At 34.4% G+C, this 18,362-nt stretch carries 18 protein-coding genes; 2 read left to right on the top strand and 16 right to left on the bottom strand.

The features are described from left to right. Nucleotides 1-237: 237 nt before the first annotated feature. Complete coding sequence (gene speD, locus NST63_RS06745; RefSeq protein ID WP_212944519.1) at nt 238-1,050, top strand: adenosylmethionine decarboxylase; 813 nt, start codon at nt 238-240, stop codon at nt 1,048-1,050. A 128-nt stretch (nt 1,051-1,178) separates the two neighbouring features. Here speD and NST63_RS06740 read toward each other — a convergent pair whose 3' ends face one another. The 12 genes from NST63_RS06740 to NST63_RS06685 all read right to left on the bottom strand — a co-directional run bounded on the left by NST63_RS06740 (nt 1,179) and on the right by NST63_RS06685 (nt 12,868). Next, nucleotides 1,179-1,409 carry a hypothetical protein gene (locus tag NST63_RS06740; protein WP_212944520.1) on the bottom strand — a complete coding sequence of 77 codons (231 nt, stop codon included), beginning with the start codon at nt 1,407-1,409 and terminating at the stop codon, nt 1,179-1,181. A gap of 9 nt (nt 1,410-1,418) precedes the next feature. Next, nucleotides 1,419-1,586 (bottom strand): DinB family protein, encoded by a 168-nt coding sequence (locus tag NST63_RS06735; protein ID WP_212944521.1) that lies wholly within the window; start codon nt 1,584-1,586, stop codon nt 1,419-1,421. Nucleotides 1,587-1,608: 22 nt separating this feature from the next. After that, the gene (locus NST63_RS06730) at nt 1,609-2,067 is read right to left on the bottom strand and encodes a DinB family protein (RefSeq protein ID WP_212944522.1); all 459 of its coding nucleotides are present in this window, start codon (nt 2,065-2,067) and stop codon (nt 1,609-1,611) included. 59 nt (nt 2,068-2,126) lie between these two features. Continuing rightward, nucleotides 2,127-2,330 (bottom strand): HTH domain-containing protein, encoded by a 204-nt coding sequence (locus NST63_RS06725; RefSeq protein ID WP_341041653.1) that lies wholly within the window; start codon nt 2,328-2,330, stop codon nt 2,127-2,129. 60 nt (nt 2,331-2,390) lie between these two features. Continuing rightward, nucleotides 2,391-3,341 (bottom strand): RNA polymerase sigma factor, encoded by a 951-nt coding sequence (locus tag NST63_RS06720; RefSeq protein WP_341041651.1) that lies wholly within the window; start codon nt 3,339-3,341, stop codon nt 2,391-2,393. Between the two features lie 254 nt (nt 3,342-3,595). Next, nucleotides 3,596-5,257 (bottom strand): glycoside hydrolase family 13 protein, encoded by a 1,662-nt coding sequence (locus tag NST63_RS06715; RefSeq protein WP_341041650.1) that lies wholly within the window; start codon nt 5,255-5,257, stop codon nt 3,596-3,598. Between the two features lie 52 nt (nt 5,258-5,309). Beyond that, nucleotides 5,310-6,995: a glycoside hydrolase family 13 protein gene (locus tag NST63_RS06710; RefSeq protein ID WP_341041649.1), complete on the bottom strand. Its 1,686-nt coding sequence runs from the start codon at nt 6,993-6,995 to the stop codon at nt 5,310-5,312. Between the two features lie 37 nt (nt 6,996-7,032). Continuing rightward, nucleotides 7,033-8,055 carry a LacI family DNA-binding transcriptional regulator gene (locus NST63_RS06705; RefSeq protein WP_212944526.1) on the bottom strand — a complete coding sequence of 341 codons (1,023 nt, stop codon included), beginning with the start codon at nt 8,053-8,055 and terminating at the stop codon, nt 7,033-7,035. Between the two features lie 83 nt (nt 8,056-8,138). Next, the gene (locus NST63_RS06700; protein ID WP_058002839.1) at nt 8,139-8,960 is read right to left on the bottom strand and encodes a carbohydrate ABC transporter permease; all 822 of its coding nucleotides are present in this window, start codon (nt 8,958-8,960) and stop codon (nt 8,139-8,141) included. Beyond that, entirely contained in the window at nt 8,960-9,820 is an 861-nt protein-coding gene (locus NST63_RS06695; protein ID WP_058002840.1) for a carbohydrate ABC transporter permease, read from the bottom strand. Before NST63_RS06695 ends, NST63_RS06700 begins: the two co-directional genes overlap by 1 nt. Nucleotides 9,821-9,995: 175 nt before the next feature. Next, nucleotides 9,996-11,300 carry an ABC transporter substrate-binding protein gene (locus NST63_RS06690; RefSeq protein WP_212944527.1) on the bottom strand — a complete coding sequence of 435 codons (1,305 nt, stop codon included), beginning with the start codon at nt 11,298-11,300 and terminating at the stop codon, nt 9,996-9,998. A gap of 779 nt (nt 11,301-12,079) precedes the next feature. Further along, complete coding sequence (locus tag NST63_RS06685) at nt 12,080-12,868, bottom strand: zinc ribbon domain-containing protein (RefSeq protein ID WP_341041647.1); 789 nt, start codon at nt 12,866-12,868, stop codon at nt 12,080-12,082. A gap of 209 nt (nt 12,869-13,077) precedes the next feature. Here NST63_RS06685 and NST63_RS06680 point away from each other — a divergent pair, with 209 nt between their 5' ends. Beyond that, nucleotides 13,078-14,007 (top strand): VanW family protein, encoded by a 930-nt coding sequence (locus tag NST63_RS06680; RefSeq protein ID WP_341041646.1) that lies wholly within the window; start codon nt 13,078-13,080, stop codon nt 14,005-14,007. 169 nt (nt 14,008-14,176) lie between these two features. Here the strand turns inward: NST63_RS06680 and NST63_RS06675 are convergent, their stop codons facing one another. The 4 genes from NST63_RS06675 to NST63_RS06660 form a co-directional block, all read right to left on the bottom strand. Next, the gene (locus NST63_RS06675; protein ID WP_341041645.1) at nt 14,177-14,863 is read right to left on the bottom strand and encodes an SDR family NAD(P)-dependent oxidoreductase; all 687 of its coding nucleotides are present in this window, start codon (nt 14,861-14,863) and stop codon (nt 14,177-14,179) included. A 12-nt stretch (nt 14,864-14,875) separates the two neighbouring features. Then, nucleotides 14,876-15,319: a MarR family winged helix-turn-helix transcriptional regulator gene (locus NST63_RS06670; protein WP_251338279.1), complete on the bottom strand. Its 444-nt coding sequence runs from the start codon at nt 15,317-15,319 to the stop codon at nt 14,876-14,878. A gap of 648 nt (nt 15,320-15,967) precedes the next feature. Continuing rightward, entirely contained in the window at nt 15,968-16,393 is a 426-nt protein-coding gene (locus NST63_RS06665) for a nucleoside 2-deoxyribosyltransferase (protein ID WP_212944531.1), read from the bottom strand. A 283-nt stretch (nt 16,394-16,676) separates the two neighbouring features. Further along, nucleotides 16,677-18,359: an FAD-dependent oxidoreductase gene (locus NST63_RS06660; RefSeq protein ID WP_341041643.1), complete on the bottom strand. Its 1,683-nt coding sequence runs from the start codon at nt 18,357-18,359 to the stop codon at nt 16,677-16,679. Between the last annotated feature and the right edge of the window lie 3 nt (nt 18,360-18,362).

The following is an 18,362-nucleotide window of genomic DNA, read 5'->3' as shown; positions in this document are numbered from 1 at the left end:
TATCCTATGTCAATGGATAATTAATTTTTTTTCTGCCTATTTTCAAACATTGTTATTAATTAGGTAAACCTCTAACAAATTTAGATTAAAAACCGTCAGTCCTCCATAAAAAACTGCCTTTTTTAACTAATATTGATGCTTATTGTGTCTCTCATCATAATGATTTATTAGTATTAATGGTAACTGAAATGCCATAATAAAAATGTGAAACAACTTTAAAATAAAGGGGAGATCTAGATGAAGCTTACACCAGAACAGCGGATCGAACTTCATGGCTTTAATAATTTAACTAAATCCTTAAGCTTTAATATGTATGATATATGTTTCACTAAAACAAAAGAAGAGCGTGAGGCCTATATAGAGTACATTGATGAACAATATAATGCTGATCGATTAACAAAGATCCTAAATACTGTTGCCGATATTATTGGTGCCCATGTATTAAATACAGCTAAACAAGATTATGTTCCCCAAGGAGCTAGCGTTACATTATTAGTTTCAGAAGGTCCTGTTGTGGAAGTTCCAACAGAATCCTTTAGTGAATCTCCTGGGCCATTACCAGGATCTGTTGTCCTACAATTAGATAAAAGTCATATTACAGTTCATACATATCCCGAATATCATCCCGATGAAGGAATTAGTACGTTTCGCGCAGATATTGATGTATCCACATGTGGTGAAATATCCCCTCTTAAAGCCCTAAATCATCTAATTCATTCCTTTGATACGGATATTATGACCATCGATTATAGGGTTAGGGGGTTTACTCGAGACAAAAAAGGGCATAAATTATTTATTGATCATGACATCCGTTCCATCCAAAATTATATACCAGATAATGTGAAGAACCTTTACGATATGATTGATGTAAATGTGTATCCAGAACATATTTTTCATACAAAATGTAAATTGAAACAATTTGATTTGAATGATTATTTATTTGGATATAAAAAAGATATACTTACGGAGAAGGAACAAGATGAAATTACTCAAAGATTAAAAAAGGAAATGGATGAAATCTTTTATGGAAGGAATTTTGATGTACAGTAAATTTCTATTGATACAAATTCGGGTTGTCGAATAGATGACAGACTATTTTAGACAACCCCCTTCATTCTCTATTTGTGATATATTTAAGATTAGATTTTATCAATGATTGTAAAAAGATTTATGTTAACTTATTTTGTCCCGACTTCAATTAGTTCCACGTAAGTCGCATTTAATATTCCATAAACAGGGTGTTCATATTGAGAAAGATGGTCAAGATTTTCTAATTGGCTGAAGAATTGATCGTACTCCGCTCTTAACTTAACAAACTCCGTTTCCATTTCTTTCATACTAACAGCTTTTAATTCAGAAGCTTTCATCCCTACCTTTGTCTTTGTTTCTTCAAAAGAAACACCTTGCATCGTATTTAACTAAACAACATCCGTTAAATACATATGAAGCAAAGTAGCTGAAATGGATGGAAATACACTTTTAAGCTCCGTATCATATACCTCATCAGGTAGTTCTTTTAATCGTTTAAACAATTTATCATTCGCCCAATTATGGTACTCATACTTTTTTATAGAAGGATGTTTCATAAATTTGTCCCCTTTTCACTATTTATTTATAGTCCCTAAAGAATGGCAATTTCTCTTTTCCCAATAATCGTAAATAAACAAATAGCTGTCCTTTATGATGAATTTCATGATCATACATTATTGTAAGAAAGGTGCTCCCCGACCCTGCAAAGTTTCCCATTTGTAGTGAACTAGAGATATCTAAATCCGTAATTAACCTATACTTTTCCTTTGTAATCCTAGTGACTTTCTTAACGATTCTTCTTAATTCATCAACATTTGTGCACACTGGAATATTCGGAGGTATAAATTCCTTATTTTTTACTAATGAAACAAATGTATCATTCCAATATACAATATGTAGAAAGAGCTCTCCTAAAGTCATCGCCCCTTCCCAAGGCTTAAAAGTTAAATCCTCATCTTTCATTGGAATATCTACTAATTGCTCAGTTATATTACGATGCCTCAGCCAATTATTCATCATCTTTTCTGATTCACTCAAAAGTATTTCTCCTTTCATATTTTGCTCTCATCATACATGAACTTTACTGACAAATACGGTCAGTATAATGGTTTAGTCATGCCACAATAATTTCCCACCATTATGACCTGATTTCTGCAATAATAGCTACTCCGCTTGTACATAAGGCATCGATCAATCGTACGAATATTCATATCTAGAATTTCAGCAAATTCTTTCCCGGTTAATCGTTTTCGCGATTTTAATAACCATAAGATTGCAAGTAAATTATTTGCTTTGGACATAACTCCCACCTAAGATAGTAAATTTACATATATTCTTGTTCTTTAGTTACTTACGTCTATTTAGAAATTTTCAATAGGTGCTAATGATAGATTTAGTTCTTTTGCAGCATGGGCCATCAATTCTCTGCAAAAATAATAACACTTCCATCTCGTAATTTTCCCATTTTCCCACTCAATCGTGTTAAGATCATATAATCTTTCTCCTTCTTCTGTCTTTTCAATAAAAACAATTGCAGTAAGGCCCCATAATGAGTAGCAATGCGCAATAATGTTTGTAAATGAATTAGCTTTATTCGGATTTAAAGAATACTTTGTAATGGTTTCTTTGCCATATTCTGTACTTGTCATAGACACAAAACTAAACGTTGATTCATCGATTAACAATTCTGCTAATCCTTTAAAATCTTGATTATTATAGCGTTCGATAAACTCTTTAATGGCTAATTTATTTAGATGAATGGGGGATTTCAGATCTTGTTGACTATGTTTCTTCTTAGTCAATTCTTTTAATTTCTTTCGTGCACGATAAAGAATCGCATGGACTGCACCTTCAGTAGTCACTATCAATTCAGCCACTTCCTTAGCTGTAAAGCAAAACGATTCCATTAAGATAAAGACAACCGCTTGTTTTGGAGGTAGATGATGAATAAGTGATTCTAGTGCCTCATTAATTTCCAAATGATCGATAGCATCCGTTTCAATTATTTTGTCATCCACCGTTTCATCTAACAGAACTTTTTGTCTTCTACATTGATCTAACCAGTGATTGGTAGCAATTCTAAATATATATGATTTTGTTTTTAGAGGCTGTTCTCTATGAGATAAGGCTGAAAGTGCAGCAAATGATTTTAATATCGTATCCTGTAATAAATCCTCCGCATCCCATGGAGACCCTGTAAGTTTTAAACAATAATGCCATAATTGATGACGAAATGGTTCGATAACCTCCCAAAATCTAGCCCAAATGTCTTTAGAATCTTCCCCAATTAATTGTAAATCCGTCTTTATCATAAAATTTATCACCTCAACTTTTTAATCTGTATATAAGACGGATAAACTTAAACGAATCATACGCACATTTCAAATTTTTTATTTATAGTTTATTATTCTTCTAAACCTATAAAGTTCCTTCTATAATCTGTAAGAGATTTGTTTGATCGCTCAATGCTTGAGTTAGGCAGCACAGAACCAATTTAGTTTTAAATGTACTTTCTTCATAAAAAAACTGACCCTTCCTTGTAAGAAAAGATCAGTTTCTTTAATATTTATATTTTGTAAACTCTTGCCTCATAAGGTTTCAGCATAAAGTGTTGGATATCCTTATGTTCCGGTAATTTATAATTATTCAAGAGTAAATGATTATATTTTAATGATGCTTCATTATACGAATACTCTGCTGGTCGATCTGTTAAATTCGTTATGACAATCACTTTCTCATCTCCAAGAGTCCGAGTATATGCATAAATTTGTGGATCCTCATCCAAAATGAGATCATATATTCCATAAGTAAATACTTTATTCGTTTTCCTTAAACGAATCATCTGCTTATAAAAATGATAAATAGAGTCTAAATCATTTTGTTGTCTTGCTACATTTATTTCTTGATAGTTCGGATTGATCCCCATCCAAGGGGTTCCTGTAGTAAAGCCAGCATGGATATCCTCAGACCATTGCATCGGAGTACGAGAATTATCACGACTTGATGCCCAGATTACCTTCATTATTTGTTCATGAGGGATATCTGCTTCCATTCTTAACTTATATAAATTCTTCGTTGCCACATCATCGTACTCATCAATCGATTGATATTTCACATTGGTCATTCCTATTTCTTGACCTTGATAAATAAATGGGGTACCTTGCATAAAAAAATACATTGTTGCTAAAGCTGTAGCACTTTCACGCCAATATTCTTTATCATTCCCCCAAGTCGAAACAACACGTGGCTTATCATGGTTTTCAATAAATAGTGCGTTCCATCCTTTATTTTCCAGACCCTTCTGCCATCTGCTTAAAATTTTTTTCAATTCAATAATATCAATTGCATTCTGACTTTCGGCATCCCATAACCCTAGATGTTCAAATTGAAAAACCATATTAAATTTCCCTTTATCTTCGCCTACCCATAATTCCGCTTCATCAATCCCAACACCATTGGCCTCACCGACGGTCATAATATCATATTTTGAGAATGTTTCCCTTTTTAATTCTTCAAGAAAAGGCTGAATTCCATCAACATTCATATGATTGTCAAAAGATGGAACATAAGGTAATCCTTGAGGATTAGGCATATCATGAAGACCTGCCTCTTTTTTTATATGACTGATGGCATCAACACGGAAACCATCAATTCCTTTGTCCAACCACCAAGTCATCATCTTATAAAGAGCATGCCGTACCTCATCGTTTTCCCAGTTTAAATCTGGTTGTTTCTTTGAAAAAATGTGCAAATAATATTGTTCTGTCTTTTCATCATATTCCCATGCAGAGCCCCCAAAAATACTCTCCCAATTATTTGGTTCCCTATCTTCCTTTCCGTCACGCCAAATATACCAATCTCTTTTCGAGCTATGTAAGGAACTTCGGGATTCAATAAACCATGGATGTTCGTCACTAGTATGATTAATAACCAGGTCGATAATTAATTTCATCCCTCTATTATGAACCTCTTTTAACAGTTCATCAAAATCAGACATCGTTCCAAACTCATCCATTATATCTTGATAATCACTGATATCATATCCGTTATCATCATTAGGGGATTTATACATAGGACAGATCCAAATCACATCAATTCCAAGCTCCTGTAAATAGTCCAACTTTGTAATAATTCCATTTAAATCCCCGATTCCATCCCCATTGGAATCCATAAAACTTCTTGGGTAGATTTGATAGGCAACTGCCTCTTTCCACCATGTTTGCTTCATCAGTTTTCCTCACTTTTCTTCGATCATCTGTTGTTCACGAAAGCAATTATTATCATGTTAATTTATACACTCTTGCTTCATAAGGTAACAATTTAAAAGCCTCTTGTTCATCTTCCTGATCAATTGAATAATTACTAATTAATAATTCTTTTTTCTCATACTCTAATTCTTGTGGCCATTCAAATTCAGGTTGTCCATCAGAAAAATTTAATATGATTATGAGTTTTTCATCCCCCAATGTTCTTGTAAAGGCATAGATCTCACTATGTTCTGGAAGAATTAAATCATATGTGCCGTATACAACAATTTCATGTTGTTTTCGAAGCTGAATTAATTTTTTGTAATACTGAAAAATGGAATGATCATCAACTAATTGTTGCTCTGCATTAATTTCCTGATAATTTGGATTTACCTTTATCCACGGTGTACCGCTCGTAAAACCTGCATTAGGACCACTAGTCCATTGCATTGGAGTTCTTGCATTATCTCGACCTTTTACATAGATCGAATTCATGATTTGCGATAGATTCTCTTTATCTTCACTAATTTTTTCATTATACATATTTAATGTTTCAATATCTTTATAATCATCAATGGTTGGAAAACGGACATTCGTCATGCCTAATTCTTCCCCTTGATAAATATATGGTGTACCCTGTAGAAAATGGAGAAAAGTGGCAAGCATTTTGGCAGATTCCAACCAATATTCATCATCATTTCCGAATCTTGAAACCATTCGTGGTTGGTCATGATTATTTAAATAGAGACTATTCCACCCAACCTGTTCAAGCCCTTTTTGCCACTTTGTGAAGGATGCTTTTAAATCACTTAATTGAAGCTCTTTAAGATCCCATTTTCCAGTCGGTCCAGAATCTAAATCTACATGTTCAAACTGAAAAACCATGTTCAATTCATTTCTGCCTTCACCTGTATAAAGTTTTGCTTGCTCTACATTGATACCAGGCATTTCTCCAACAGTAATAAGATCATATTTAGATAGAACTTGTTGATTCATTTCCTGTAGATATTCATGTATTTTCGGACCATTCATATAGAAATCGGCTCCAGATGCATATTTTTTCCCCTCTAATGCAGGAGCATCTGGAAGACTTGGAACCTTTGAAATAAAATTAATAACATCCATACGGAAGCCATCAATTCCTTTTTCCAGCCAAAACTTCATCGTATCAAATACCTCGGAGCGAACCTTCGGATTCTCCCAATTTAAGTCAGGCTGTTTTTTGCTAAAAATATGCAGGTAATATTCATTTGAGTCTTCATCATATTCCCATGCAGATCCACTAAATACAGACTCCCAATTATTTGGTTCCTCTCCATTCTTTCCTGGCTTCCAATAATAATAATCTCGATATGGACTGTCTTTTGATTGCTTTGCCAATCTAAACCATTCATGCTCATCAGATGTATGATTAACGACTAAATCCATCATTAGCTTCATATCATGCTTATGAATTTCTTGAAGAAGTTCCTCAAAGTCTTGCATTGTTCCGAACTCGTCCATAATCGATTGATAATCACTAATATCGTAGCCATTATCATCATTTGGTGATTGATATACTGGGGATAACCAAATGACATCTACCCCCAATGCTTTAAGATAATCGAGTTTCTCCATTATCCCTTTTAAATCACCAATCCCATCACCATTTGAATCATTAAAACTTCTTGGGTAAATTTGATAGACAACGCTTTCTTTCCACCATGCCTTTTTTGTCACTTTATTCACAACCTTTAGAGGAATTCTATATCCTGAATTATTTCAGGATAGCACATGATTTTCTTTCAATCATCGTCGCAGGAATGGTCAATCTCTTCGGTAAAATAGTTGGATTCTTAATTTTTTCAATTAAGCAGCTCGCTGCTTCAAGTCCTAATTGAAAGATATCGATGTCAACAGATGTTAATGGTGGTCTCATATGATTAGTTAACATGATATTATTGAAACTTATGATTGAAATATCTTCGGGTACCCGTATATTTAAACTTTCCGCATAGCTCATTAATTCAATGGCAACAAAGTCATCTGTAACAACAAGTGCTGTCGGTGGCTCATTTGCTAGTAGAAATTCTTTTGCTGCCTCCACGCCACCTTCTTTTAAGCTACTTTCCTGAACTACTAATTGTTCGTCAAATGGAATTCCCGCTTCTTGTAGTGCCTGTTTGTACCCTTCCATACGATCAATTGTAAAGACTACCTCTGGATTTAAACCAATAAATGTAATCCTTTTATGCCCTTTATCAATTAAATATTTCGTTACTTGTTTGGTTGCATATATATTATCATTATCGACATGTGTAATTCTTTCTGCATTATTATATGGCCGTCCAATGACAGTGAAGGGAAAATCCTCCTCTAATAAATAGTTCATGACCGTGTCATTCGTTTTCGAGTATAAAAGAATAATTCCATCAACTCGTCTACCTTGAACCATTTGTACAACTTCCTCGAAGATTTCCTCTTGATTGGCACCTGTAGATAAATAAATGCCATAGCGATCCTCTCTTGCCACCTGGCTGATCCCACGTAAAACTTCTGGAAAGAATGGATTTTCCAATACCTTTGTAGCAGAGTTAGGCATAATGATACCAATACTTTGAGTACTTTTTACAGCTAAGCTCCTTGCTTGAAAATTTGGATGATAGCCAAGTTCTATCATCGCTTCTCTGACACGTTTTTTAGTTTCTTCACTAATTCTTGGGTTATCTGCTATAACCCTCGAAACGGTTGAAGGTGACACACGAGCGACCTTCGCTACATCTTTTATTGTAACTGCCATTTTCATATCCCCCGTTAATCAAATGTTTACATAAATCTATTGTAAACGGATTATCTACCAATAGTTAGAATTTTTGCGAAAATTTATTTCACTGAGCCTTCTGATACTCCTTTAATAATTTGTTTTTGTAAGAAGAAATAAACAATAATCACTGGGATAATGGCTATTGTTAAACCGGCTAATGCTAAGTGCCATTGTTTCGTATATTCCCCAAAGAAGAAGAACATTTTTAATGGGATCGTTTCCATTCCTTCTTTATTAATAACTAGTGAAGGCAATAAATAGTCATTCCAAATCCAAATAATATTTAGTATCGCAACTGTCACAGTAATTGGTTTAAGCATCGGAAAGATGATATACCAAAATACTTGAAAACGATTGGCTCCATCAATGGTGGCCGCTTCATCAAGGGATTTGGAAATACCAGTTAATGTTCCATGATACAAAAAGATCGATAAACTTGAACCAAATCCTAAATACATTAAAATAATTCCAAATCGATTAAGCAGCTCCATCTTTCCAAATACAGAAATGAGCGGAATCATGACGGATTGAAATGGGATTAACATCGCAGCGACAAATAGGAAAAAGATGAAACCAGTCATTTTACTTTTTCGTCTTGATAACGCATACGCAGCCATAGAAGAAAAGACTACAATAACAATAACGGCTACTACAGTAATTAACACTGAATTAAATAAAGTTTTTAAGAAATCCAATTGTTTAAATGCCTCGATATAATTATCAAAGGTAAACTTATCAGGAAGCCCTAGCGTATCCGTGAATATTTCTCTTTTTTCTTTAAAGGAGTTTACAACCATCAAATAAAATGGTGAGATCCAAAGAAGGGCTAAAATGATGCCTAGAATTCCTATAAAATATGTTTTTTTCTTGTTTCTGCCCATCACATTTCAACCTCCCGTCTCTTATTGATGTATACCTGTGTAAGTGATATTGCCGCTACAATAATAAAGAATATGACTGCCTTTGATTGTGCATAAGCCATTGCATTTTCAGTAAATGCTGTTTTATATATTTCCATTGCAACCATTTGTGTTGAATGGAACGGGCCTCCGCCTGTAAGTGAAAGGTTTTGATCATATAGTTTAAATGAATTTGATAAAGTTAAAAATAAACTAACTGTAAATGCTGGAGCAACAAGTGGGAATGTTACATGAATAAATCGTTGGAAGCTATTTGCTCCATCAATTTCAGCTGCCTCTAATAATTCCTTAGGAACACTCTCTAAATATGAAATATAAATAACCATAATATAACCCGACATTTGCCAGCTCATTAGTATTGCCAGTGCCCAAAAACCAGTTTCTGGTGTAGAAAGCCATCCTTTTAAGGCTTCAATACCTAATAAATCACCAACACCAGAGAAAACCTTAATAAAAATAAATTGCCAAATAAACCCAAGAATAAGTCCACCAATTAAATTTGGCATAAAGAAAATGGTTCTTAATAAATTGCTTGTTTTCATTTTTTGAGTCACAATGAGTGCCAATGAAAGTCCAAAAAAATTAATTAAAAATACGGATACAACAGTAAATTTAATAGTGAACCAAAGTGAATCTAAAAACTCCTTATCTTTAAATAGATTCATATAATTCTCTAAACCAATAAACTTTAAATTGTCAATTCCATTCCAATTAGTAAATGAGTAATATACTCCGAAAATTAATGGCAAAATGACAACAAGAGCTAATGCAATTAGTGTTGGCGCCAAAAATAGCCAGTACCATAAATTACCTTTTTTCATGACCATTCCTCCAAGTTAGAAAAGTGCCTCATTCGTAAGTCATCATACTGCGTGACCTTCCTGATAGCCACGCAGTATGATGAGTTGTATTTGGCACCCAGACCTTTAGATTAAAATATAGAAAACAAAGCAACGAAAGGGTTGCCTTGTTTTCTCTTTTCTAAAGTCTCAGTTATTACCTAGCAGCTTCCCAAGACTTTTTAGATTCATTCACTAAATCCGCCCAACTCATTTTACCGCTTATATATTTCTGGATGTTGATACCTAATTGCTCTTGTCCCCAGCCTGTTGGATATCCCATAAATACCCATGCAATGGTTTTGCCATCCTTTGCATAATTATAAACAGCTTTTGCTAAAGGATCTGAGATTTTACTTGCATCGAAGCCATCATATGCAGGAATAAATTTGAAATCATTAATAACGGCTTCTTTCCCCGCATCAGATGTATATAACCAGTCTAAGAATTTTTTCGCCTCAGTAATTTCTTTATCATTTTTATTTTTATTTACTGCCCAATACATTGGTACGCCAACAGGAATGGCATCTTCTTTATATCCTTCAACAGGAATTGGTAATAACCCAATACTATTTTCCGCTAATTCCGGATCAATCCCATCAATTGAACCATATACCCAGTTTCCTTGTTGAATCATGGCTACTTTACCAGTTGAGAATAATTCTTCAACTTGTTGAGAGTAGTCTAAACTTACAGTTGGTTGTACAGAATATTTGTTTTCTAAATCAAGAACATGCTTAAATGCATCGGCATATTTAAAATCAACTTTTTTAGCATTATAAGCATCCATAACATTTCCATTAAATTCTGGTGCTAAAAATGTATTTGACAAATGTAAACCTGTTACCCATGTTTCCTTACCAGGTAATGCAAAAACCGCATCAAGTCCTAAATCTTTTTTCTTCTTATCTAATGTTTTTACAGCGTTTTCTAAAGCTGAGAATGAAGTAATTTCTTTCGGATCAATTCCTGCTTTTTTAAAAACTTTTGTATTATAAATGAAACCATATCCTTCTTGGTTATAAGGTAAACCTAGGATTTCATCTCCTTTTTTAACCCCTTCAAGTGTTCCGTCAAGTGCAAGTGATGCTGCTTTTGTATCTGATAAATCTGCTAATTTTGCTTCCCAATCCTTAACGTCTTGAGGACCACCTACATTGTAAATTGTCGGCTCGTTTCCTGATGCGAATTTAGACTTAAGTGCTGCACCATAATCCTCACCACCACCGACTGTCGTAATATTGATTTTTACGCCTTTATTCTCTTTCTCATATTTTTCTGCTAGTTTTTTAAATTGATCTTTAAACTCAACTTTAAACTGAAAAATATCAACAACTACATCACCTTTAGATGATCCTTTTCCCTCTTTTGAATCATCGTTTGATGATGAGCATCCAACTAATCCTATACTGACTAAAAGAATTAGAGCCAGTATAGCAGGTAAGAATTTTCTTACTTTCATGATTTATACCCCCATCTTTTTTGTTTAACTACTATTCATGTAATGCTTGCATACCCAGGAAACCGCTTGCATTGTTATCCACTTATAAATCTACCTTATTTTTGCAAGAATCATAGATTAAGATTAAACCGCTTACAAAATATAAGAAAAAATAAAGAATTTTAGTTTATTATTATTCCAAGGTTGATGCAAACGATTGCATAAACTTATGTCATTATAGTAGCACAGGAAATTAGTGTTTACAACAGAAATTTTTTAAAAGTCAAAAATCTCCCTATATTAAAGCTTTTTGTAAAGTATGTACCTAATATGGATCATCGCTTGTTATGGCTAATGACATTTCAAAAAGTAAATGGTAGGTGTAGAAACATGAAGCAATCAAGCCCCATTAGATGAATAGATAAAAACGGATTACGAGAAACATAGAAAAAAGCCTTTCCCTTACCCAATAGAGAAGAAACAAAATAATAAGAGCCAGGGTAAAGCTGGTGATGGGACCAATCCTTTACCACTGCTAGATGAATTAGTGTACATAATGGACAAAAAAATAAATAAAAACCATTTTATATGAAACAACAGGTTTAATAATTAGTCTTCCGGTATTAAACGAAGATTTATGATAATACGAAAGAAATAGCAGATACTTGATTGGTTCGGAGAAGCGTTCGCTCGACTCCTACGGGAAAGGCAAGAAGGCGACCTTATCGTTCAAAAATAAAAAAATGCCGACAAACTAATTGTCGACATTCTGAGACCCAATGAACATCGGGTCCGTTTGCTTAAAAAATATTAAACAGGCCACTAAAAAAATTCTTAGTAAAAACATCAGATGTTAAAGCAACAAAGATCCCCATGATCACATAGGCGATAAGCAGCCCATAAATAGGATCGAATTTTACTTTAGATTGTTTTCGGTAAGAAAGAAATGTAATAATAATAGCAATTTGAAGGCTAATCAAAATTAAACTGATAATAATACTAATTATTTTTAATAATCCTGGTAAGGCAGCAATAAAGAAAAGTACTGATAAAACGGTAGGTATCGTAATTAACGTACCAAAACGACCTAGTATGTGATTAAACGAAATGCTTACTTTAAATAATAATTTTTGAATTCCAAATAGCACCGCTACAACCACTAATGAAGTAATAATTCCATATAAAAACACTGAAAAAAATGTTTTAAAGAAATGAATATTATTACCTAAAAGACTAAAACCACCAGTGATAGACTTCATTTCAAAATACGTACCTAATCTAAAAAATAGTGATAGAAAGAAAATATTAAAATAGCCGAAAAGGAAATCATTTGGTTTTTGATTAATTCCTCTTTCAAAAGGAGATTTTATATTTTCTAATAAAAATCCCCAGTAATTTTTAGCTGCTTTCTTTGCCTTTTCTACGTTTTCATTTAGATGCTTCTTCTCTTCTTGTCCATCTTCCATAGTGACTGCTGAGGCAATCTCTATTTCTGATTGATCCACTTCCTGCTGTTCCACTCTTTTGCCACAACCACTACAAAATAAATCTTCTTTTTCTAAACTCTCCCCACAATTTGAGCAATACATTAATCGAGCTCCTCCCCCGTTTATCCCCATCTTTTTTGGAAAATAATAGACTTTATTCCATTTACATAAAATTATACTAAAAGTCCCACAAGATAAAACACCTTTTATTTAGAAAAGGTATAAAGAACTACCTTTCAAGCTATTTTCCCTATTCTTACTCACATAAAAATATTCTTTCTTACCTATACTATTTTGGGAGGTGATCATTTATGAAATGGATTGGATTATCCATTTTAATGTTAGTTGGAAGCCAAAATATTCTTTCAGATAATTTTACTGTATCTCATAATGGCGAAACCATTGCCAATGTCAATCGAGCTTATTTTTCTAATCCTTTCATCGATATTCCTTTTGTAATTGAGAATAACTATGAGAAATTTATTCAACTCCTTGAAAAAGCGGTTTATCAACCACCTGTTAACGCCACTCTCGATGACACCGGTAATATTGTGCCTGAAAAGGTTGGCTATAAATTAGATCACGATTCTTTTACAAAGCAATTTTATACATATTATTTTAATCAAGGCCCTGCTAACATCATTGCTCCAAAACAAATAGTTTATCCTAATGTTGATAGTGAATTACTTTCACTCATTCGGGTGAAACAGATTGGTCATTATACTACTTTTTTTAACTCAGGAAATAAAGAGCGTTCAATGAATATTAAGCTTGCTAGTGAGGCTATAAATAATCAAGTGGTTTTTCCGGGGGAAACCTTTTCGTTTAACAAAGTAGTTGGTAAGAGAACAAAGGAGAAAGGCTATATGCGCGCCCCTGTAATTGTGAAAGGAGAATTATCTGAGGACATTGGTGGTGGAATTTGTCAGATTTCGTCCACTTTATATAATGCGGTGGATAATGCGGGGATTACGATTACCGAGCGTTACTCTCATAGCAAACGAGTGCCTTACGTGCCTTCTGGACGAGATGCCACAGTTAGCTGGTACGGTCCCGATTTTCGGTTTACCAATAAGTATAATCAACCTGTGTTAATTCGCTCGAAGGTCTATGGGGGAACCGTACGCATCATGGTTTATTCTTCTGAAGACATCAATTTTATACCGAAAAGAATCCAAAAAGCTACCTATAAGTTGCCGAAAGAAATCCTGCTTGATTCTGAGGTGAATAGGAATCATTAATAGTTAGTAATCGTTTTGTTTAGAGGACACTAGTTTTGTATTTGAGAAAAAAACATTCTTTTTCTTATGTTATTCCTCAATTACATACTCAGTGTCCACTTTGAACTTATAGCAATTATTGCTCTGCGATTTTTTTGAAGAACTCTAGTAATCATGTGTTCTACGTGCTTTATTGGTTCGCTCTAATAACCTGTCCATTCATTCCGTCGGCTGGTAAGGTTGCCAACTTAACAATTCCAGCAACAACCATCGCTGGATCACCTTCTCCATATGGGTTTTGCTCCGTTTTTAAATTTCCTGGATCAAACATGTTTACTAATATACCATGATTTTTTTCTTCTAATGCGACAGTGCGCATTAATCCTTCTAAACCTGCTTTAGCAGCGGAATATGCTCCTAACCCTTCGTACTCAAAGCTGGCCATCGCTGAGGTAATCGATACAATTCGACCATATTTCTGTTTTCGCATGATTGGGAGAAATGCATTAGTTACTAAGAAAGAGCTATAAAGGTTGTGACGAATCGTATGATCCCATAACGAAAACGTCATGTCATGTACCGTACTGTATTCTCCAGTACCACCAACATTATTGATTAACACGTCAATTTGTCCTATATGTGCGATCAGTTTGTCACGTAGCCTATTAACTGCTTCTGAATTAGTTACATCCACTGGGAATACAAATGATTGGCCACCTGCTTGTTCAATAATAAGCGCTACTTCATCTAATTTTTCCTTACGCCTTCCTGTTAGTATTACTTTTGCACCTTCAGCCGCCAATTGAATGGCTGTTGCTCGGCCTAATCCTGTTCCTGCACCTGTAACTAAAGCAACTTGATTCGTCATTAATCCCATGTCTTAATCTCCTTATCTATTATTTTTTTCCATCAATTCACTTGCTTCATGAAGCAAGTGAATCAACTGCTCGCTATGATTCTTTTCCAAAATTTCTGAGTGTCGTAAATAAATATTATTTAAACTCTCATATATTTTGTTACATAAAGATGCTCCCTCTTCTGTTAAATAAATCATAATATGTTTACCATCTGGCCTTCGCTCCACAAATTTTTTCTTTACAAGTTTATCAATGAATCTTGTACTTGTTGAAGGAGCAATCGTAAGCTTTTTACATAATTCTTTTTGTGAAATTCCTGGATAATCATTGATGGTAATGATTAAATAAGCATAAGAAGGGGGTATATCCATTGATGAAAATGCTTCATCAGCCAGTTTTTCCATCTGCCTTGCGAACCGAGAAGCGGTAAAATAAAGGCAGTTACTTAACAAATATTCAGAACTTGGTGACTTCATTGCAACCCATCCTATCCATCTGAATTTTCACCTTCATCATTCTAATTTGCTCTAAAAATTTTTCTACTAGCTACTTTCTACTTTTTTAATAGATGTTCTAAAAGCTAATTCTACTTCATTTGTATATACAAATGTAATTAGTATATATTATATTCGTGTTTTGATTTGTTGTAAATTAATATTCATTTGTTTAGTCCTCTTTTTCATCTTCATAAATTTAAACTTACACCTGGTTTTAATAGGTATATATTATTAAAAGTTAGAACTCAATAAAGGAACCATCCTAAAATAAATATAGGATAGTCTATTAACGCTGTGATTTTTTGTTATATCTAGTAAACAAAATTCGAATATAGGATTAAAATATGTATTTGATACTATAAATAACTATACAAGAGCAACATTTGCTATTTTAGATCGAGGTGCCACTACTTCCAAGTTGGGTAATCACAGTTATATTTCATATCCTTATAAATGAATAGAGGAATTCATTCTGGATACTTACCTGTGCGATGCACCAAACCGTTAAGTAAAAGAATCGGTCGAGATGATGGGGCTTAATAATTGGATTCCAAGATTAGAATTTAATTTATCTTTAGGAAGCTTACCTTCCTTTGCCGAAACAATTATAAGCGTATTTATATATTATTAAAGCATTTCACCCATATAAAAAGAGCTAGGTAAATGGTCAAAGTCATAGTCTTCAAGCTCCGCCAAGGTGATATTTGCGTGTGAACCCTCATGCACCATTAAATTACTATTTTCACCAACGTGAACTAAAATAACAGGCTTGTCAGTAGCATATGCATAACCAAGTTCCCAGGCTGTTCCACTATCGGAATAGTTGCCATGATAGATACCCACAATAATTTCTGCCCATTTAATATGTTTTATATCATCCATGAACGTTTCAATTGACCATTGACGTGAACCAATCTCCACGTCCTCATCTTTTGCCTTTCTCATTGGAGAAAATACTTTCAAACCTTTTTTCTCTAAAATCTCCTCAACCTTTTCCAAATATCCAATCTCAACATCATTGAAAAACGGACTCGCTAAATAAACTCTTTTCATTTTCTTCTGCCTCCATAACGATTCTATAAACTATTTCTTTTTCCATTAGTATTGACTTTCCAATTTAATTATAAATATTTGGCTTTGTGTTATAAAGAAACTTTCACTTTAATCACGATATCGATCTGTCAAATTAGAATTGGAGAATTTATTTACCTCACTTCAAAAATTTCCCTTAAGCAAAAAAAGTATCCCTGCAAAGAGATACTTCAAAAATAAATATAAATACCCATTACTTTATAAAAACTAGTTCATTTCGGAAACGCTAAACTAAGTGAAGTTTCTATGCTTCTATTGGTCTTGCTGCAACAGCTGCCATCTCACTTGCGGCAATATAACCGAACACCATCGCCGGTCCTATTGTTGCACCAGGTCCTGGATAGGTTTCTCCCATCACAGCAGCAGCACAATTTCCAGTAGCATATAACCCCTGTATTTGCTGTCCATTTTCATGAAGGACTCTTGCAAAATTATCCGTGACTAGCCCACCTTTTGTTCCAATATCCCCAGGGTAAATGGGAATCGCAAAGAAAGGTGGTTTTTCCAATGGTGCTAAATTAGGATTTTTTAATGTTGGGTCACCATAGTAACGATCATAAGCACTTACGCCGCGTTGAAAATCTTGATCATGTCCATCTTTAGCGAATTTATTAAAGCGCGCAATAGTTGCTGCTAATTTCTTTGGTGGCACACCAATTTTTTTCGCTAAATTTTCTAGTGTTTCTGCCTTTTTCGTATAGCCTGTTTCAAACCATGTCTTTGGGAAGGATTGTCCTGGCATAATACCAAAAACTAGATAACGTTTTTTCACCGTTTGATCAAAAATCATCCAAGAAGGAATCGTTGTTGCTCCTCCTTGATTATTTTGGTACATTTTATCTACAAATTCATGGTAAGGAACTGATTCATTTAAATAACGCTCCCCTTCACTATTTACAATAATTAGCCCTGGGGTTGCCCGTTCTGCGACAGGCATAAATGCTGGAGAACCAGGTGGGATTGATGTTGGTGTCCCCCACATCTTATCCATCAAATCCAACTTTGCCCCTAATTTACGACTAGCGCTAATTACATCACCAGTTTGTCCTTCAGAGGATAATGTCCACTCTGTATTGGATGGTTGGGGTAAATACTTTTCACGGAGCTCCTGATTGTGTGAAAATCCACCTGAGGCAAAAACGACGCCATGCCGTGCTTCAATATTTATTTTTCTACCATTTTGTTCGGCAATAATGCCAGTAACACGATTATTTTCAAATACAAGATCATGAAATGGAGTAGATAACCAAACCTCTCCACCTGCTTCCTTAAGCGAAGCATATAACCGGGCAACGAGAGCCTCTCCTAGTGTAGCGGGATTATATGAACTTAGCTTCGTTCGTATAAGACGCATACCAACTTTCAATGATGTCTTTTTCCCAATCCATGTTCTCGTAATCATATTTACTTTATGAAATTCGCTTGACTTCAGCACCATTCCCTTTGTCGGTAACCCAGATTTGCGCATATTTTTTTCATCTTTGCCTAACTTACGAAGATTGAAAAGCTGCGCTTCAATTGCCCGCCCACTAGGTTTTCCTCCAGGCAACTCTGGATAATAATCTGAATACCCAGGAGTATATTCCCATCTGACATGCTCCGTATTTTCATGAAGATATTTTATCATCTCAGGTCCTCTTAACAAGTACGCATCCTTTAAATATTGTGGGACCCGATCGCCTACAGTTGCATCCAGATATGCTCTAGCTTGCTCATACGAATCGCCTACACCAGCTTCTTCTAAATAGAAATTATTTGGTATCCAAACCGTGCCCCCCGATTTAGATGTTGAGCCACCAAAAAGCCCTGTTTTTTCTAATACAATTGCTGAAAGACCGTGTAGCTTTGCAGTTAATGCTGCGGTTAATCCACCTGCTCCAGAACCAACGACTACTACATCAAAGCTGAAATCCCAATGTTTATCCATTAG

Source organism: Heyndrickxia sp. FSL W8-0496 (assembly GCF_038007825.1).
Lineage (GTDB): Bacteria > Bacillota > Bacilli > Bacillales > Bacillaceae_C > Heyndrickxia > Heyndrickxia oleronia.
The sequence above is the reverse complement of the archived record's forward strand: the minus strand, read 5'-3'. Positions and strand labels throughout refer to the sequence as shown.